Raw genomic sequence first — 16,316 nt, 5'->3', positions numbered from 1 at the left:
TCCACCGGGCCTACTGGCTTCACTGGTTCCACCGGGCCTACTGGCTTCACTGGTTCCACCGGGCCTACTGGCTTCACTGGTTCCACCGGGCCTACTGGCTTCACCGGTTCTACTGGGGCTACTGGACATACTGGCTCTACCGGTTCCACCGGGCCTACTGGGGCGGCTAGTGTAGGATTAACAAACTATCTATATGTTTTTGATACTACTAACCAATCAATTGCAGTAGGAAGTAGTGTTACTTTTAACACAAATGGACCTATAACAGGAACTGCCCTTAGCCACATCACAGGTACTGGAAATATTATAATTAATACACTAGGAACATATGTAGCAGAGTTTCAATTACAAGCTTCTCGCGAAAACCAATTCTCCCTCGAACTAAATGGTACACCAATTTCAGGTGGACGTTTTGGTACGGGGTCACCACATACAATAAATCAAGGTACTGCTGCTTTTACCGTAACAGTGGTTCCTTCAACATTAACTTTAATAAATAACACCTCTTCAGCAGGTACTATCACTCTCTCAAATAGTGATGGTGGCTCTTTAACAAATGTATCTGCAAGTATAAGTATTTTTCAGGTGGGATAATTAATTTGGTTAGAAAAGTAATTCATAAAGTTTACAAATAAAAAAATGAGGCTTCTCTTTTCTAGAGAAACCTCATTTTTTTTATTAAATTTTAAACTGACTCGTATACAAATCAAAATAAAACCCTTTATCTTCCATGAGAGATTCATGATTCCCTCTTTCTAAAATTTCCCCATCCTTTATAACAAGGATTTGATCTGCTTTTTCAATTGTTTTAAGTCGATGGGCGATCACAAAACTTGTGCGACCTCTCATTAAATTATTTAGTCCTGCTTGTATTTGTAATTCTGTTCTTGTATCAATATTAGATGTCGCTTCATCGAGAATTAATATATCTGCATCTGCTAAAATTGCTCGTGCAATCGCAAGAAGTTGTTTTTGCCCTTGACTTAAATTCGATCCTTCTGAAGTAATTTCTGTTTCATATTGATTTGGCAAATGCTTAATAAAAGAATGTGCAGATGCTGCCTTAGCTGCAGTGATAACTTCTTCATCAGTAGCATCTAAGCGTCCATAACGGATATTATCCATAATCGAACCAGCAAATAAATACGTATCCTGTAAAACTACTCCTATTTTACTTCGTAAAGAATTAATATCATAATCTTTTATATCTTTTCCATCAATATGAATTTGTCCTTGCTGTATATCGTAAAAGCGAGTTAACAAATTAATGATTGTTGTTTTCCCTGATCCAGTCGGACCAACTAAAGCAATTGTCTCTCCTGGCTGCGCTTTAAGACTCACTTCTTTTAAAATCGTTTTATTTTCTGCGTAGCCAAATGAAACATTCTCAAGTGCAACATGCCCTTGTAAATTTTGTACAACGAATGCGTCTTTTTTATTTTGAATTTCTGGTACCTCATCCATAATTTCAAAAACACGTTCTCCACCAGCAACTGCCGCTTGAATTGTATTCATTAAAGTCGCAAATTGACTTAGCGGCCTTGAGAATTGACGAGAATAATTAATAAAAGCCGCAATAACTCCTACTGTTGTCATTCCGTTTAAGACCATAACTGATCCGGTCCCAATGACAAGCCCCATACCTAAGTTATTAATAAAGTTCATACTCGGAAAAATAAAAGCTGAAAATGTATCAGCCTTCGTAGCTGAAACTCTTAGCTGTTCATTAATTTTATTGAAATTTTGTACAGTTTCTTTTTCTTTTCCATACAACGTTGTAACATCCGCACCTGTAATTGCTTCCTCAATAAATCCATTTAATTCACCTAAATCTTTTTGACGCTTCGCAAAGTTTTTACCACTATATGCAACTAGTTTTTTTGTAACGTAAAACATAATAGGTACTGTAATTAAAGTTACAATTGCTAAAATCCAATTTAAGGCGAACATTGCAATCGTTACACCTATAAAAGTTAATGCTGATGAAATAATTTGTACAACACTTTGTGTCAAAGCTTGATTCAAATTATCTATATCATTTGTCACACGGCTCATTAAATCACCTTGAGAACGCACATCAAAGAACCGTAAAGAAAGCGTTTGGATTTTCTCAAAAATATCTTGTCGTATTTTTTGAATTGTTTTTAATGCAACGTTAATCATGACAAACGTTTGTAACCATGTTAAAAGTACAGTTACACCATAAATCGCGATAAGTAACATACACATTCTTGCTGTACCACTTAAATCTTTCGGTACAATATATTGATCTATAATGACTCCCATAAAATAGGGACCTAATAATCCAAGTAATGTAGTAACAACGACTAGAAATATAACAAACATAAGAGCAGCTTTTTGATAGCCCATATAGTTCCATACCCTCATTACAGTTCCTTGAGCATTTTTAGCTTTTCCCATCTTTGGGGTGTTTCGTCCACCTTTACTAGCAAATTGCCCTTGAAAATTACGCATGTTCTTCCCCACCTTCTTTATGCAAATTACCACCTTGGGAAAGATAAATTTCCTGATAAACCTCACTGCGTTCTAACAATTGTTCATGTGTACCATTGCCAACTAATTCACCATTATCTAATACAAATATTTTATCCGCATCCATTATGGAAGAAATTTTGGACGCAATTAATAAAGTCGTTGTGCCTTTATATTTTGTTTTTAAAGCTGTTTGAATAGTAGCCTCTGATTTTGCATCAACTGCTGATGTAGAATCATCTAATATGAGAATCGGTGGTTTTCTCACAAGTGCCCTTGCAATTGATACACGTTGTTTTTGTCCACCTGATAGATTTGTCGCGCCTTGTGTTAAATTATATTGATAAGATTCTTCCAGCTTATTGATAAACTCAGTCGCACAAGCTGATGCAGCTGCTACTTCCAGCTCGTCATGTGTTGCATCTTCTTTACCATAACGTAAATTTTCTTCTATACTGCCTGAGAACAACAACGCCTTCTGAGGTACAAACCCTATTGAAGCACGGAGTTTTTGCAAATCATATTTTTTAACATCTATTCCATCTATACATATTTCACCATGATCCACATCATATAGACGTGGTAACAGTTTCGCTAAGGTAGATTTACCACTTCCAGTTGATCCAATAATCCCTACTTTTTCACCTTTTTGTATGCTAAACGAAATATCTTTTAAAACGTATTCATTATTTTTCGTATAGCTATAACTAACATTTTTAAATTCGATATTTCCTTCAATTTTCTCAGGTTCGATCGCATACGCTTCGCTTATAATATCAACCTCGGTATTTAACACTTGCTGTACACGATCCGCAGATGGAAAAGCTCGCGCAATTTGAATAAATACCATGCTAATCGACATAAGTGACATTAAAATGATATTCAAGTAATTAATAAATGCCAAAATCGCTCCTACTTGAAGCGTTCCATCGAATACTTTTTCTCCACCAATCCATAATGTTGCGACAATCCCGCCACTTACAACTAGCATAATGATTGGCATCATTAAAGAAATAAGTTGCACAGCTCGAATATTTATCTTCGTTAAATTTGTATTTACATTTCCAAATTGAGCGATTTCGTATTTTTGTCTTACATACGCTTTTATAACACGCACACCAGATAAATTTTCTTGTAGCTTTGTATTCACTTTGTCTAATGCCTCTTGCACCTTTTTAAATGTACCACTTGCTTTACTTGCAATTAAAATAATCGCAAGTAATAAAATCGGAACAACTACAAGTAATATTGGAAATAACTCTCGCGCTGTTACAAAAACAATAATTATACTTCCGATAAATAACAGTGGACCACGAACGAGAACACGTAATGTCATCGTCATTGCCGATTGAATGGAAGTGATATCATTTGTCACGATCGTTAATAATTTACCTGTTCCAAATGAGTCCCGATTATTACTAGAAAATGTTTCTATTTTCGCAAACACATCTTTTCGTATGTCTGTAGCGAAATTAACAGCTGCTTTTGTAGAATACATCATACACCCAAGCCCTCCAACTAAACCGAGTGCTGCTGCTCCTATCATAAGAAGCCCCATTTTTATTACATAATTTAAATCCCGATTTGCAATCCCAACATCAATGATATGTTGCATAATAGTCGGTTGAATTAAGTCCATCGCAACCTCAAGTACCATAAATAGCGGCCCAATAATAGCGAAGAACATGTATGGTTTTAAATACTGTAATAACTTACGAAATGATTTCATACATAATCTCCTTTTCCCATGAAATTACCACTGAATAATTCATATCCCTCCTTATTTAAGCTATATATTTTGTAATTTCTTTATTACTTCTATTATATTATGTAAATTAATATTTAACATTATTAAATGATAAGTATTAATGACTTTGTAGTCAATAAATGTGCTTTATATTATATAAATACAAAAACCGTATTCTTAATGAAAAGAATACGGTTTTTCATCTATATTTCTTCAATTGTAAAATGTAAAAACTCAGTCTCAAATCCCTTATTTTTAGAAGGACTACACGTGTAAAAACCTATTTTAACAGGCTCCTTCCCTATATCCTCCATTAAATGAGCGATTCTTATTTGTTCCCATTGATGGCCCTTTTTCACATATATTGTGTAATCACCGCTTTTTCGAATAATTCGAAAACGAAGTTGTTGCTTAGCTGCTTCAGTTGGATAATTTTGCGTTGACCAGTCAGAATATCCATTATTCGTTACGACAGCACCTAAGTGAGATGGCCCTTCAGGGATATATTCTAAAGATGTTTTTAGCCAACAGTTCTCCGAAATCATAACAAAAAGACCTGCTTGATCGAATTTTGAATTTGGATTCATACGTAACTGAACTTCCGCTTGAAAGTCTGTCATCATCTCATTATAAAATACATGACCATTCATTACTTCAAAACCATAATGTGTTTTAAGCCAAAAATCAGTTTCTGCTTTCGAACGGACAATAAACGCATGATTATTATTAATTTTATAGTATTCAGGTACATTCATTATAGTGAGTTGCTCAATATGTTCTGGTATATACGATATATTCATAGCTCCTCCATAATAAAGCATTTATATAGACATTTAAAACTCCGCTAATACTGGGAATTTATAACCTTTAAAATCTAACTCTTTATCACTTCGAACCATTAAATACTTGCTAGACTGTACTTCTGTAAACTGTACATCCTCAACCCCTAATTGATCTGGAGAAAAATAAAATTCGATTTCAGTAAACCTTTCATTGATTTCTCCACATAATTCATCTAAAACCGGAAGTACTGGCGCAAATACTCCAAATAATTTCAACTTTTCATTGTCTACTTCATAAACGATTAGAGCATCTAGTTTCTCTGAATAATACAATTTCTCATTCCATTCCGAATCATACATATTCAAATAAAATGAAGGATGGAAGTTTAAAGTTGAAAAACTATTTGAAAGTCTTTGGCTACTATCAATAATTTCATGTATTAACTGTCTATTCTCTATATTATAGAAATTTAACTTTTTAAGTAGTGAATCGTTATTATTAATATTTTTATCATATGGTATAGTCATCAAATATTCCTGCACAACTTTAAACCCAAATGCTGTATATAGTTCAGGTTTTTCCGTAAACAATAATGCACATTCACATTTCTTATCGATTTCTTCTATCATTTTATCCATTAATTGTGTCATTAGCCCTTGTCTACGAAAATTAGGGTGTGTCATGACTGATTGAATACCCGCCGCATTTATTTTTTCACCATTAATTAATAATGGGAGTGAAAATGCAGCAACATTTGCAATCACTTTATCTTCTTGTAAAAATGATAAAGCTTTATATGTATCATCCCAATACCCTTTATCCGAAAAATCATTCAATGTTTGAGTTGTAATTCCAAACACTTCTTCAAATAAAGGAAATAACTGCTCTCTTTTCGGTTCTTCTATTAGAAGACTTACCAATTTTTCAACATTCCCCATGTTGTACCTCCAAATGTTAAATTCCATTAAATTAGATATACTTATATGACCTACTCTTAAAAATAGAGGTCTTACCAATCAATATACTATCATAAAACATAAAAAAAAAGTCTAATTAATTTTATGTTTCGACTATTTGAAAATAAGTCGAATAAAAAAATATTAAGATTTTCGGATATTAATTAGTTTATTTTATAAAAATAGCGCTTTCTAATTAGCTTTTACTAATAGAAATACACTATTTATAATAAAATATTTTTATTCTTTTATCCCTTCAAGTCTTTCCTTCGTATTAATTTCTTCTCCACTTATACGCTTTTCAAAAGACTTTCTCCAACTATTTGAAAGTGCATTTACTTCTAATATCCTTTTTACCCCTTCAATATTTTGTTTTTCCTTATGCATAATACGGTTAGCGAATGCTACTGAAACACCTTTTGGATCAGACTGTAGTCTTTTTAAGGTGTCGACTGATGATACCCATCCTTCTTTTAATACACGAAAATAAAATCCTGTATATCCTGTTTCTTGAAAATATAGTGGTAACTTTGGAATATTATATTTTTTTGCTAATTTAAAACAAGGTTGCCTTGGTTGTGTTACCTGTACGATTGCCTGTCCTAGCTCAAATGTATCACCAATACAAACATCCTCTTCGCTCATACCACTAACTGTTATATTTTCTCCGAAAGCCCCATATACAAGATCTTGATTCAATTCTTTTTCCCAGTATGGATAGTGATCACCAGTATAAACACAAACTGCTTTATCTACTCCTCCATGATGAACTAAGTCAGCTTGTCCATCCCCATTAAATTTTACAAAGGATAAATATACCGGTTCCTTTACTTGTTTCTTATTTATGCCTGTATGAACTACCTTTCCACCGTATGTAACCTCTTTTGGTAATCCTATATTTAAAGATAATAATTGATATTCATTAGCCATTCTATTTCCTCCTTTAAAGGTGTTACATGTATTTTCTCTCAATTAATTTTTACAACCCTCTCTGTTATATAAAAATGATTATAAAACCTCTAAAATCATTGTTCAATTCAATTATTTATATAATAATGATAGGTATAACCTATTATTATACTTGAGGTGATTCCAATCGAATTACGACAACTTGAATACTTTTTAGCTGTTTCAAAAGAATTACATTTCACAAAAGCAGCTGAGAAATTAAATATTTCACAGCCTTCTCTAAGTCAACAAATACGTGCATTAGAGCATGAAGTAGGAATGCCACTTTTCGATCGAATTGGTAAAAAAATATCTTTAACTGAAGCAGGAAAGATTTTATTATCACATAGTAAAATCATTTTTCATGAAGTCGAACAAGCTCGTTCAGCTATTCAAGACCTAAACGGATTACAGCAAGGTTCCTTAACAATAGGGGCTTTGTTAACCGTCCTAAATTATTTACTACCACTAACTATTTTAAATTTCAATAATTTATATCCCAATATAGAGCTTTCTGTATTAGGGCTTCGCACAGGAGATATTCGTGAAAAATTATTACGAAACGAACTAGATATTGGAATTACATTTCTCCCGGTGCAAGATAAAGAGATTATCTCTATCCCTCTATACAAAAGCGATCTTACATTAGTCGTGCCCACTGGTCATCGATTAGCTGAACGTAATCATGTATCTATTGCTGAATTACAGAACTACCCTTTAATTCTTTTACCTAAAAATTTCTTTTTAACCGAACTAATTACATCTCATTGCCAAAAATTCAACTTTAAACCAAGACCAATTTTAGAAATTAGCACGATGGAATCTTTAATCCAAATGGTTTCCAAAGGAATGGGAATTACAGTTTTACCCAAACCATATATAGACTTTTTACAAAATAAAAACATTCAAGCTATTAAAATAGAAAACCCTACTCCAATAATTGAAATAGGGCTAATTTATAGAAAAGATAAATATATGTGTGCTGCAACTCGAGAATTTATTGAGCAACTAAAAATCACAGTACGTTCTTTCCAAAACTAAACAAAAGAGATTATCCTATGAAACCGTTTCACAACAATTTAGTAGAATAATCTCTTTTCAAAACAAAGTAAACATTATATTTAACTCTTATAAACTTTAATGTACCTTTTTAGATATTGGAATATATTTAGTAAAATATGCACCAACTAGCAATAATACAATTGAAAATAACCATGTAAAAGCACCGCCAAAATGAAACCAATATGCAAACATATTTAAGATTGCAAGTGAAAAGAAGCAAATAGAAGTTACCGCACTTTTCAATCCTTTTATCCCAGACTTTTTTCTCTTTTGATAAGCAATATACATCGCAATAACAAGAAAAAAGATAAGAACAAATGGTAACATAACTTTTAGTATTGATAATCCCTCCAGTATAAATGCACTCTTTACATCACCATCTTATCCCATTTATCTTTTAGGTATCAATTCATTCTTATCTTCCTTCCAAAAGTCAGTATAAGTTTTATTTTTAAAGTTCACGTTCACCTCAGAAAACGGCATATTTCCTCCAACTTTCAATGAATACCAGTCGTTTAAAAGTGGTGATCCGAAACAAATCTTCATTGTACGATCATGTAAATCGAATAATACAGAATGTAAAGTTCCAAACCATTCTTCATAGTTATGCACAGTAAGTCCAGCAGGATATTCTTCTTCTACTAACTTTTTTAAAGACTCTATGCTTACTTGTTCACATCTATTTAAATGCTCATGTAAAAGGTGATATCTCTTTGTTGATTGTTCTAATTTCCTATTATTTAATTTCTGAATTGATGAACTAACTGCATGGTTTGTTGATACAATAAAAGCTTGTTTTTCACCATCAATCGTTATTGTGGATTTATGACCGTCAAATATTTCAATATATGCTGCATTTAAAGGATCAGCTATTATTAAATTAATATTACTAGCAATTGGGATTTCTTCTATTAGTAACTTAGCTTCCTGCACATTTTTACATTTCTCCAACAACAATCGAATTACCGCAAAACATTGTAAACCACTCACCATTGGCTTTCTTAAACCTGCAATATTTCCTACTGGTTGACCACATGCTGAAAATGTAACAGCTAATCCATGCTCGTTTATCCCTTCCGTTCGGCCAAAATATTGAGTAGAAAAGCCACTATGTGCATACGCACCTTCAACATGAGTTGAACAAAAACGCATATCATCTATTACTGGTGACAAATCATAATTCCTTAATACATATGTGTGCTCTAAATCGGTCTTTTTAGGTAATACTGCACAATGACTACAACCTGCTTTCAATAGTGTTTGATAGTAATACATCATATTTTTTGAAGGAATTTTTAACACTTCACAAAACCCCTCAATTTCTTCATTTATGCCTGGACAATGTTTGTTTAGTATATTTCTCGATTCTGTCCAATGGTTATTAGATATTACATTTTCTTCGTGTATAAATTGCGGGATAAGATACGGATTTTGTTTCACGAATTCCCCTTGTTGCTTTCCAATCTCATAATAACTTCCTTTTAATGATGAAAAATACCCCTTTACTTGATACATCAAACTCCCCCTCACATTGGATATATCCATATCGTACCAAATGGGTTTCATTCATCCTTGATGTTTTTTACTATCTTTCTTTAACACCATCCCATTTTAATATCTCCACTAATAATTATTTACTAGACAATTAAAGTTTTGTTAATATTGCTGTAATAGCTTTATTTCAAAATAAAGTAGTTTGGATATCAAATGAGCAAAATACTTTGTTAAACCCACTTATAAGCAATCATCTAATTCATGAAATCAAAAAACTTATTTATCAAAATAAAAGGAGAATTTATGTATGAGTAGTTGCAAACCAATTGATAAATTAACTATTGAGGACCTAAAACAAAACCCCATTTGGGAATGGGCAATAGATGAAGAGGAAAACGAAGAACATGACGAAACATGGGTAAAACCAGCGGCAACTACTAATTTTACAGAAGAATTAAACGGTTCAATCGTACTAGGCGAATTATTCTTACATAATGGTGAAAAATTCCCTATGATGTGTGAAATTGATATTGAAGGTGACGAGGCCGTAATTCGTTCTGTTGTTTATTATAGGAAACAAAAAATGAGTATATTGCTATAGAAGATATTGTGAAAACGGTCGAAATGCCGTTATCGATTATTATTAATCTTACAATTCATGCAGAATCCAAAACTTTACGCTTCACTGCACATAAAGTAGATATTTATAAAAATTCAATAACGACTAATTTTAATTAAAGTTGGCCGAAATAAAGAAAACAATTATGAAATAAAAACTGGGGAATCATTAACGATTCCCCAGTTTTTTAAACTATATTAAAGTATCCCCTTTTCCACTAAAGTCTCTGCGATTTGAACTGAATTCCAAGCCGCACCTTTTAATAGGTTATCGGAAACAATCCAGAGGTGAAATCCGTTTGGCGTATCAGGATCTTTACGTATTCTTCCGACAAATGTATCTATTTTCCCTTCTGCATATAATGGCATTGGATACAGCTGTTCACTAGGGTTATCCTGCAAAATAACACCTGGTGCATCCATTAGTATTTCCTTGATTTCCGCAACGCTTGCTTCTTTTTCCAGTTCTATATAAACCGATTCTGAATGCCCCGATACAACTGGAACACGTACACAAGTAGCTGCCATTTTCAGGTTTTCATCTTCTAATATTTTCTTCGTTTCTTGAATCATTTTGACTTCTTCAAAAGTAAAATCATTGTCTGTAAATACATCTACTTGAGGCAGTACATTAAATGCTATTGGATAATGTTTTTTATCTTTTTTCACCGGTAATATATCACTCTTCACTTCTTCACCTGCAAGTATAGACTTAGCCTGCTCTCGTAATTCATGAATCGCATGAATGCCAGAACCCGATACAGCTTGATATGTTGAAACGATAATTCTTTCTAAACCAAATGATTTTCGAATCGGCTGAAGTGCTGTTACCATCTGTAATGCTGAACAATTTGGAACTGCAATGATACCTTTATGCTGTTTTAAAGTGTGCGCATTCACTTCCGGAACAACGAGCGGTACACCTTGTGCCATTCGGTACTCACTTGTGTTATCAATTACAATCGCACCACTAGAAACTGCATGAGTTACAAATTGTCTAGATACTTCTCCCCCAGCGCTAAAAAAGGCAATATCTACACCTTCAAAGCTAGTTGTTTTTGCCTCTTGTATAATTATCTCTCGTCCTTTGAATCTTACTTTCTTACCAGCGGATCGTTTTGACGAAAGCAATGTAACTTCAACTATATTAAACTTCATTTCATTCTCTAACAGTTCAATAATTTTTTGCCCTACCGCACCTGTAGCCCCAACAACAGCTACATGATAGCCCTTTTTGATCATCTTTTCTCCTCCAATATCACCTGAATGAATATTTCTACAATTTCATTTTATACAGAATTTAATCATTTGGAAAATTAAAATACATGATATAATCATTCACAAATCATGATAATAAAAGAGGGATCGCTTATGGAAATGAGACATGTTAAAACATTTTGCGCCATTGTGAAGTATGGTAATTTTTCTAAAGCTGCGCACGCGCTAGGTTATGCGCAATCTACTGTTACAGCACATATGAAAGCTTTAGAGAACGATTTACATATTCCTCTTTTCGATCGGTTAGGGAAAAAAGTGCTACTTACAAAAGCAGGTCATCAATTTCATCCTTATGCATTAGAATTACTTTCAATATATGAAAAAGCGCAAGAAATCCCCCAAAATACAGATTATTTAGAAGGTACATTAAGTATTACATCTAATGAATCATTAGCGGTATACCGATTACCACAATTATTACGTACTTACAAACAGAAAAATCCGAAAGTAAATATCGTACTTGAAACAAACACAAATGAACAAGCATTACAAAAATTACGTGAAGGAGAAACAGACGTTGTCTTCATAATTGGAGAAAGTATAGAACATAATGATTTTATTACGCGTACTTTTAGTAATGAAACATTTGGATGGATTTTACCAGCTTATTCCGCTGCACATACAAATCCATTCCAGTTATTACAGGAAACTCAGTTCATTTTTACAGAACAAAGTTGCGGCTATAGGACAATGGTAGATCGTTTTTTACGTCAAAGCGGAAATATTCCAGCTAAAACATTTGAAACTTCCAATGTTGAAGTCATTAAACAATCCGTCATGTGTGAGTTAGGCATTTCAATTCTTCCTTATATCGTTGTAAAGGAAAGTTGTCAAAAAGTACAACTATGTTTTCAGCCTATCGAAACTCCATCCGTTATTCAAAGTCATGTAATCTATCATAAATCCAGATGGATTTCCCCGGTGTTACAGTCGTTTCTTTCCTTACTTGAACGAGATTAAGATATTAAGAAGTACATATAAAAAGAGTAATTGCCTAATAAGCAATTACTCTCTTACATTAATTAGTATATTATTTATTAGTCTGTCCGCCACCTGCAATTAATTTACTCCCTGAATATGTACCTTTGTTCATAAACACTTGATTAATTAATTCTTTTTGCTCAGCTTCCGACATTACTCCTTTTCCTTCTCCTAAATTCCCACTTTGTAATTTCCAAATCTTATTGTGATCTGCATCAACTTTTTCATATTTTCCTTGTTTCCATCGTTCTAAAATTTCTACATATGTACTTCCCTGTACAAGATCATTACTCTTTACAATATCAATTAAGCTTTCAATCCGCTCTTGTGTAATAAAAATATAGCCCCATTTTTGATCAGCTTTCGCTTTTTGATGTGCCATTTCATGTAATGCTGTCTGTATGTTCTCATCTGTCCATTTAAAATTTTTATTAAAACCACTATTCGGCAATGAATAATTGCCATTTTCTAAAAGCTTTGCATTTTCTGCTTTTACGTTACTATCAGCTAGTACTTCTACTGCTGGAGCAGCTGGTGATGCCTTTTTCGCAGCTGTTTTACTATTATTTAAATAATGCAGCATACCATATGTTAAACCTACTCCGATTACCGCCATACCAGCTAGAATACCGATTATTTTAAATAGTGTTTTCATCTCGCTTGTTTCCTCCCAAATATCTCTGTTCTGACTACCTAATTATTTTTTATATAAAAACTGTTACTTCATTTAAAATATCGCATCCCATCCCCTATCATATTATTTATATATACTTTCTCATATTGTATTTCTTTTTCTTTAAAATTGAAAGATTATTCTGTTAAATATTGAAAGTATTCTACAAATTTTTCCTTTATATTTATAAAGAAGCAAAATAACAACGAGCGCGTTCTACAACACTCGTTGTTTTTACTTTATGCACGATTTTCTTTTAACCACTTCGTAATAGCATCTAACCTCGAAACATCAAAACGTCTTTCTTCACAAACATTTAAACTGTTTAAATTATTTACAATTTCTATTTCATTCGATTTTACACTTTTCGCCTCAATTAATTTACAATACCCATCTGTAACAGTATTTAAATTTTCATAATAACGCTGAAACGATTTTGATATATGTAAATGTTTTTCAAAGTTTCTCCTTCTTTTCGTTTCATCATATACTTTCCGCTTTCTAAGTTCTTCATCGTTCGTATATAAATAAAAATATTGATCCGGAAAACCAATTTCCCTATTTACCATCTTTTCTTTATAAAAATTTTCTATTAAAGATAATGGCTGATTAAATATATCAAAATGAAAACACCAATTATAACTAAGTGGTTGATACATATCCCCATCAAGTATTACGAATTCATATTGCTCCGACTTCTGAACAGCTATATTCCAGCGCTCAACTTGTTTTTCAAAATACCATGTTCTATGTTCATTTTTTGGCCTTTCAAATAAAGAATTCACTTCAGGTATTATATAAGCACCATAATTCTTTTCTAATTCACGGCACGTGGTACTTTTACCAACAGCGCTTGCTCCCTCAAATGCTATTATCCCCATAGTTTCTCCCTCTTTCATTAACTAAAATTTCGTTGTTTCACTTTTCTTCCCCATAACTTTCTCCATAAAACAATTGAAGCAATAGCGAGCATGATTGTTGTAATGATACTACCTTCAATTCCGAACGTGCCTCCATGAAGGAATTCGGGGCCATTTGTTGCAGGTTTAAATAGCGGAGTTGAATATATGGTCATCCCGCTAACTGCAAAACCGTAGACGTTATATTGTGCCCAATTCCAAATGGAATGCCATGCGCAAATCCCCCACAGACTACTGTCTTTTAAAACGTAAAAAGCTGCAAATACACCAACTAATATTATATTCGATATTGAAAGAATTGTAATACCTGGATTAAGTAAATGAAGAAAACCAAATAAGAAAGATGTCACAACAATCCCAACCCATATACGACTTCTAACAGAAAGAACCGGGAATAACCAACCTCGTACAATAATTTCTTCCGTTGCCCCTTGTATTAAAAATGCAACTAAAGAACCTACAATACCCAATATAGCGGTTAATGTAATTTTTTGTATTTGTAATGTTACAACTCCTGCTAATAGGAGTAAAATTACTGGTATTGAAATGAAAACAAATCCTATTAATGTACCTCTCAAATATTTTCTTATCCATTGATTTCTCCAAAAACCAATGGATGAAAATGATCTTTTCTCTACAAATCTAATCCATAAAAACACAAAAAATATTGCGCCGCCAAACGTTAATATCATCTCAATGTCGCTATAAATCGCCTTCATAAAAGTTGTTTCTGCTTTCGGTAAAATCAGCATAAACAACATAAATAATTCACCTAAAGTTAAAAATATAATCGCGAGTATGACAGCAAAAACAGGATGAACTTTTCTTCTTCCTTCTTTTGCTGCTTCAATTATTTTAAATTGTTTATTTTGCAATATTCTATCCTCCTAATTATGGTACGCATCAGCAATATTAAAATAATATTTAGCCTTCTATTTAAACTTATTTTTTCATATAAATGATTTTTGTTTGGAATAAATTCAAATTAGGAATAATATATAACTAAAAGAGATGCCTTTGTGCCTTTACTATTATCACCCAGATTAGTCAGTGGTATTACCAGCACTTGCTATTTCCCACCATTTGTTGTAAGATAGTAATTAAGGTCAATTTAACACTATATTTTCTTTGCATATTATCAAGTATCAATCAGGGACATTTTGTACTCCTTATGGGTTTTTGATAATATGTGAACTTTTATTTTCATTCAAATAAGGCCGATCATATTGTAATTTTTCTACTTTTAGGAGGCATTACCATGACATTAACAGGTAAAGTAAAATGGTTTAACAGCGAAAAAGGTTTCGGTTTCATCGAAGTTGCAGACGGTAACGACGTATTCGTTCACTTCTCAGCTATCACTGGCGACGGCTTCAAGTCTCTTGACGAAGGTCAAGAAGTTAGCTTCGAAGTTGAAGAAGGTAACCGCGGACCTCAAGCTAAAAACGTTGTAAAGCTATAATTCAAACAATAAAAAGGTTGTTACCAGCAAGGTTAACAACCTTTTTAATATATAACTAAAATTTTTTACATAAAAGGAGTGGTTACATGTATCGCAATCGAAAGAACGATGTAGCAGAAGTACCACCAGAACAAACCCCTGTTTGGGAATGTGAATCAGAGGATTGTTTAGGATGGATGAGAAAGAACTTTTCATTTGAAGAAGAGCCTAAATGCCCTTTATGTAAAAGTAGCATGAAAAGCGGAGAACGTTTATTACCTAAATTAGGTTAATTTATAATAAAAAAAACCTCTTTTAATTAAGAGGTTTTTTTTATTATAAATTTATGTCCTCAATATCAGTTCGCACTATAGAATACAATAATGCATCGTGTTGCTTATTTCCTTGATGAATATATCCGCGCAATAGACCTTCCTTTTGAAAGCCGATTTTAGATAACATTCTACAAGAAGTAACATTTTCAGGATATGTAATAGCTCCAATTCTAAACAAACCCAAATCTTTAAACCCATAATCAATAATTTCTCGAGCCGCTTCTGACGCATAACCATTTCCCCAATAACGAGGATGCAGGTCATATCCAATCTCAGATCGTTTACTCCATAATTGTAAATTGTTTAGTCCAATTGTTCCTATTAAAACGTTCGTTTCTTTTAACACAATTCCCCATCGTATTGCCTTTTTTTCAAAGTAATTTTTCGAAAAAGATTCGATCATACGTGAAGCTTGTCCAAACTCCGTAAAAGAATTCATACCGTAATAACACGTTACTTCATCCAATGAAAAGATTTCATATATTTTTTGACAATAAGATTGTTCTATTTCAACTAAACGTAAGCGTTCTGTTTCTAATATAGGAAATGCCATAGGATCACTCCTTTCTCTCTACTCATTCATTATA

The 16,316-nt window shown here is 32.8% G+C and carries 17 protein-coding genes and 1 pseudogene; 6 read left to right on the top strand and 12 right to left on the bottom strand.

All coding sequences use genetic code 11. From position 1 onward, the window contains the following. On the top strand, window positions 1-594 hold a 594-nt coding region (locus tag AC1Q8M_RS07910; RefSeq protein ID WP_492334130.1), incomplete at its 5' end, for a collagen-like triple helix repeat-containing protein. A gap of 84 nt (window positions 595-678) precedes the next feature. Here AC1Q8M_RS07910 and AC1Q8M_RS07905 read toward each other — a convergent pair. From AC1Q8M_RS07905 to AC1Q8M_RS07885, 5 genes are all read right to left on the bottom strand, one after another. After that, complete coding sequence (locus AC1Q8M_RS07905; protein ID WP_098361398.1) at window positions 679-2,475, bottom strand: ABC transporter ATP-binding protein; 1,797 nt, start codon at window positions 2,473-2,475, stop codon at window positions 679-681. Next, window positions 2,468-4,222, bottom strand: a complete 1,755-nt coding sequence (locus AC1Q8M_RS07900) for an ABC transporter ATP-binding protein (protein ID WP_098400668.1) — start codon at window positions 4,220-4,222, stop codon at window positions 2,468-2,470. The genes AC1Q8M_RS07905 and AC1Q8M_RS07900 overlap by 8 nt, the downstream gene beginning before the upstream one ends. A 221-nt stretch (window positions 4,223-4,443) precedes the next feature. After that, complete coding sequence (locus tag AC1Q8M_RS07895) at window positions 4,444-5,040, bottom strand: DUF1349 domain-containing protein (protein ID WP_098400669.1); 597 nt, start codon at window positions 5,038-5,040, stop codon at window positions 4,444-4,446. 33 nt (window positions 5,041-5,073) lie between these two features. After that, the gene (locus tag AC1Q8M_RS07890) at window positions 5,074-5,961 is read right to left on the bottom strand and encodes a GNAT family N-acetyltransferase (protein ID WP_000528680.1); all 888 of its coding nucleotides are present in this window, start codon (window positions 5,959-5,961) and stop codon (window positions 5,074-5,076) included. A gap of 258 nt (window positions 5,962-6,219) precedes the next feature. Further along, on the bottom strand, window positions 6,220-6,909 hold the full coding sequence (locus tag AC1Q8M_RS07885; protein ID WP_001263003.1) for an MOSC domain-containing protein: 690 nt from the start codon (window positions 6,907-6,909) through the stop codon (window positions 6,220-6,222). Between the two features lie 156 nt (window positions 6,910-7,065). On the opposite strand from AC1Q8M_RS07885, the gene AC1Q8M_RS07880 reads away from it, so the two are divergent. Next, window positions 7,066-7,968, top strand: a complete 903-nt coding sequence (locus AC1Q8M_RS07880) for a LysR family transcriptional regulator (protein WP_098400670.1) — start codon at window positions 7,066-7,068, stop codon at window positions 7,966-7,968. 96 nt (window positions 7,969-8,064) lie between these two features. Here AC1Q8M_RS07880 and AC1Q8M_RS07875 read toward each other — a convergent pair whose 3' ends face one another. Both AC1Q8M_RS07875 and AC1Q8M_RS07870 read right to left on the bottom strand, forming a co-directional pair. Continuing rightward, complete coding sequence (locus AC1Q8M_RS07875; protein WP_000936604.1) at window positions 8,065-8,316, bottom strand: hypothetical protein; 252 nt, start codon at window positions 8,314-8,316, stop codon at window positions 8,065-8,067. 63 nt (window positions 8,317-8,379) lie between these two features. After that, complete coding sequence (locus tag AC1Q8M_RS07870) at window positions 8,380-9,504, bottom strand: C45 family autoproteolytic acyltransferase/hydrolase (protein WP_000285229.1); 1,125 nt, start codon at window positions 9,502-9,504, stop codon at window positions 8,380-8,382. Window positions 9,505-9,790: 286 nt separating this feature from the next. Here AC1Q8M_RS07870 and AC1Q8M_RS07865 point away from each other — a divergent pair. Next, window positions 9,791-10,221 (top strand): annotated as a pseudogene (locus AC1Q8M_RS07865) (hypothetical protein). 78 nt (window positions 10,222-10,299) lie between these two features. Here the strand turns inward: AC1Q8M_RS07865 and AC1Q8M_RS07860 are convergent. Beyond that, window positions 10,300-11,343 (bottom strand): aspartate-semialdehyde dehydrogenase, encoded by a 1,044-nt coding sequence (locus AC1Q8M_RS07860; RefSeq protein WP_000591711.1) that lies wholly within the window; start codon window positions 11,341-11,343, stop codon window positions 10,300-10,302. A gap of 129 nt (window positions 11,344-11,472) precedes the next feature. Here AC1Q8M_RS07860 and AC1Q8M_RS07855 point away from each other — a divergent pair, with 129 nt between their 5' ends. Further along, window positions 11,473-12,339 (top strand): LysR family transcriptional regulator, encoded by an 867-nt coding sequence (locus AC1Q8M_RS07855; RefSeq protein ID WP_098400671.1) that lies wholly within the window; start codon window positions 11,473-11,475, stop codon window positions 12,337-12,339. Between the two features lie 70 nt (window positions 12,340-12,409). Here the strand turns inward: AC1Q8M_RS07855 and AC1Q8M_RS07850 are convergent, their stop codons facing one another. The 3 genes from AC1Q8M_RS07850 to AC1Q8M_RS07840 form a co-directional block, all read right to left on the bottom strand. Beyond that, complete coding sequence (locus AC1Q8M_RS07850) at window positions 12,410-13,015, bottom strand: PRK06770 family protein (protein WP_000853595.1); 606 nt, start codon at window positions 13,013-13,015, stop codon at window positions 12,410-12,412. Window positions 13,016-13,272: 257 nt separating this feature from the next. Next, on the bottom strand, window positions 13,273-13,932 hold the full coding sequence (locus tag AC1Q8M_RS07845; RefSeq protein ID WP_141533089.1) for a nucleoside/nucleotide kinase family protein: 660 nt from the start codon (window positions 13,930-13,932) through the stop codon (window positions 13,273-13,275). Further along, window positions 13,932-14,828 carry a CPBP family intramembrane glutamic endopeptidase gene (locus tag AC1Q8M_RS07840; protein WP_098361404.1) on the bottom strand — a complete coding sequence of 299 codons (897 nt, stop codon included), beginning with the start codon at window positions 14,826-14,828 and terminating at the stop codon, window positions 13,932-13,934. The genes AC1Q8M_RS07845 and AC1Q8M_RS07840 overlap by 1 nt, the downstream gene beginning before the upstream one ends. Before the next feature lie 383 nt (window positions 14,829-15,211). On the opposite strand from AC1Q8M_RS07840, the gene cspD reads away from it, so the two are divergent. Further along, complete coding sequence (gene cspD / locus AC1Q8M_RS07835) at window positions 15,212-15,415, top strand: cold-shock protein CspD (RefSeq protein WP_000176366.1); 204 nt, start codon at window positions 15,212-15,214, stop codon at window positions 15,413-15,415. An 86-nt stretch (window positions 15,416-15,501) separates the two neighbouring features. Further along, window positions 15,502-15,687: a cold-shock protein gene (locus tag AC1Q8M_RS07830; protein ID WP_000286203.1), complete on the top strand. Its 186-nt coding sequence runs from the start codon at window positions 15,502-15,504 to the stop codon at window positions 15,685-15,687. A gap of 43 nt (window positions 15,688-15,730) precedes the next feature. Here AC1Q8M_RS07830 and AC1Q8M_RS07825 read toward each other — a convergent pair whose 3' ends face one another. After that, window positions 15,731-16,282: a GNAT family N-acetyltransferase gene (locus AC1Q8M_RS07825; protein ID WP_000885398.1), complete on the bottom strand. Its 552-nt coding sequence runs from the start codon at window positions 16,280-16,282 to the stop codon at window positions 15,731-15,733. Between the last annotated feature and the right edge of the window lie 34 nt (window positions 16,283-16,316).

The organism is Bacillus sp. GW823-FHT06A10 (assembly GCF_058795375.1).
This window is presented reverse-complemented; position numbering and strand designations above follow the sequence as displayed.

Excerpts from the sequence above, each read along its gene's own strand:
- AC1Q8M_RS07890 (WP_000528680.1), bottom strand. The coding sequence starts at position 5,961 with ATGGGGAATGTTGAAAAATTGGTAAGTCTTCTAATAGAAGAACCGAAA.
- AC1Q8M_RS07830 (WP_000286203.1), top strand. The coding sequence starts at position 15,502 with ATGTATCGCAATCGAAAGAACGATGTAGCAGAAGTACCACCAGAACAA.
- AC1Q8M_RS07860 (WP_000591711.1), bottom strand. The coding sequence starts at position 11,343 with ATGATCAAAAAGGGCTATCATGTAGCTGTTGTTGGGGCTACAGGTGCG.
- AC1Q8M_RS07905 (WP_098361398.1), bottom strand. The coding sequence starts at position 2,475 with ATGCGTAATTTTCAAGGGCAATTTGCTAGTAAAGGTGGACGAAACACC.
- AC1Q8M_RS07900 (WP_098400668.1), bottom strand. The coding sequence starts at position 4,222 with ATGAAATCATTTCGTAAGTTATTACAGTATTTAAAACCATACATGTTC.
- AC1Q8M_RS07895 (WP_098400669.1), bottom strand. The coding sequence starts at position 5,040 with ATGAATATATCGTATATACCAGAACATATTGAGCAACTCACTATAATG.
- AC1Q8M_RS07885 (WP_001263003.1), bottom strand. The coding sequence starts at position 6,909 with ATGGCTAATGAATATCAATTATTATCTTTAAATATAGGATTACCAAAA.
- AC1Q8M_RS07870 (WP_000285229.1), bottom strand. The coding sequence starts at position 9,504 with ATGTATCAAGTAAAGGGGTATTTTTCATCATTAAAAGGAAGTTATTAT.
- cspD (WP_000176366.1), top strand. The coding sequence starts at position 15,212 with ATGACATTAACAGGTAAAGTAAAATGGTTTAACAGCGAAAAAGGTTTC.
- AC1Q8M_RS07825 (WP_000885398.1), bottom strand. The coding sequence starts at position 16,282 with ATGGCATTTCCTATATTAGAAACAGAACGCTTACGTTTAGTTGAAATA.
- AC1Q8M_RS07875 (WP_000936604.1), bottom strand. The coding sequence starts at position 8,316 with ATGTTACCATTTGTTCTTATCTTTTTTCTTGTTATTGCGATGTATATT.
- AC1Q8M_RS07845 (WP_141533089.1), bottom strand. The coding sequence starts at position 13,932 with ATGAAAGAGGGAGAAACTATGGGGATAATAGCATTTGAGGGAGCAAGC.
- AC1Q8M_RS07855 (WP_098400671.1), top strand. The coding sequence starts at position 11,473 with ATGGAAATGAGACATGTTAAAACATTTTGCGCCATTGTGAAGTATGGT.
- AC1Q8M_RS07850 (WP_000853595.1), bottom strand. The coding sequence starts at position 13,015 with ATGAAAACACTATTTAAAATAATCGGTATTCTAGCTGGTATGGCGGTA.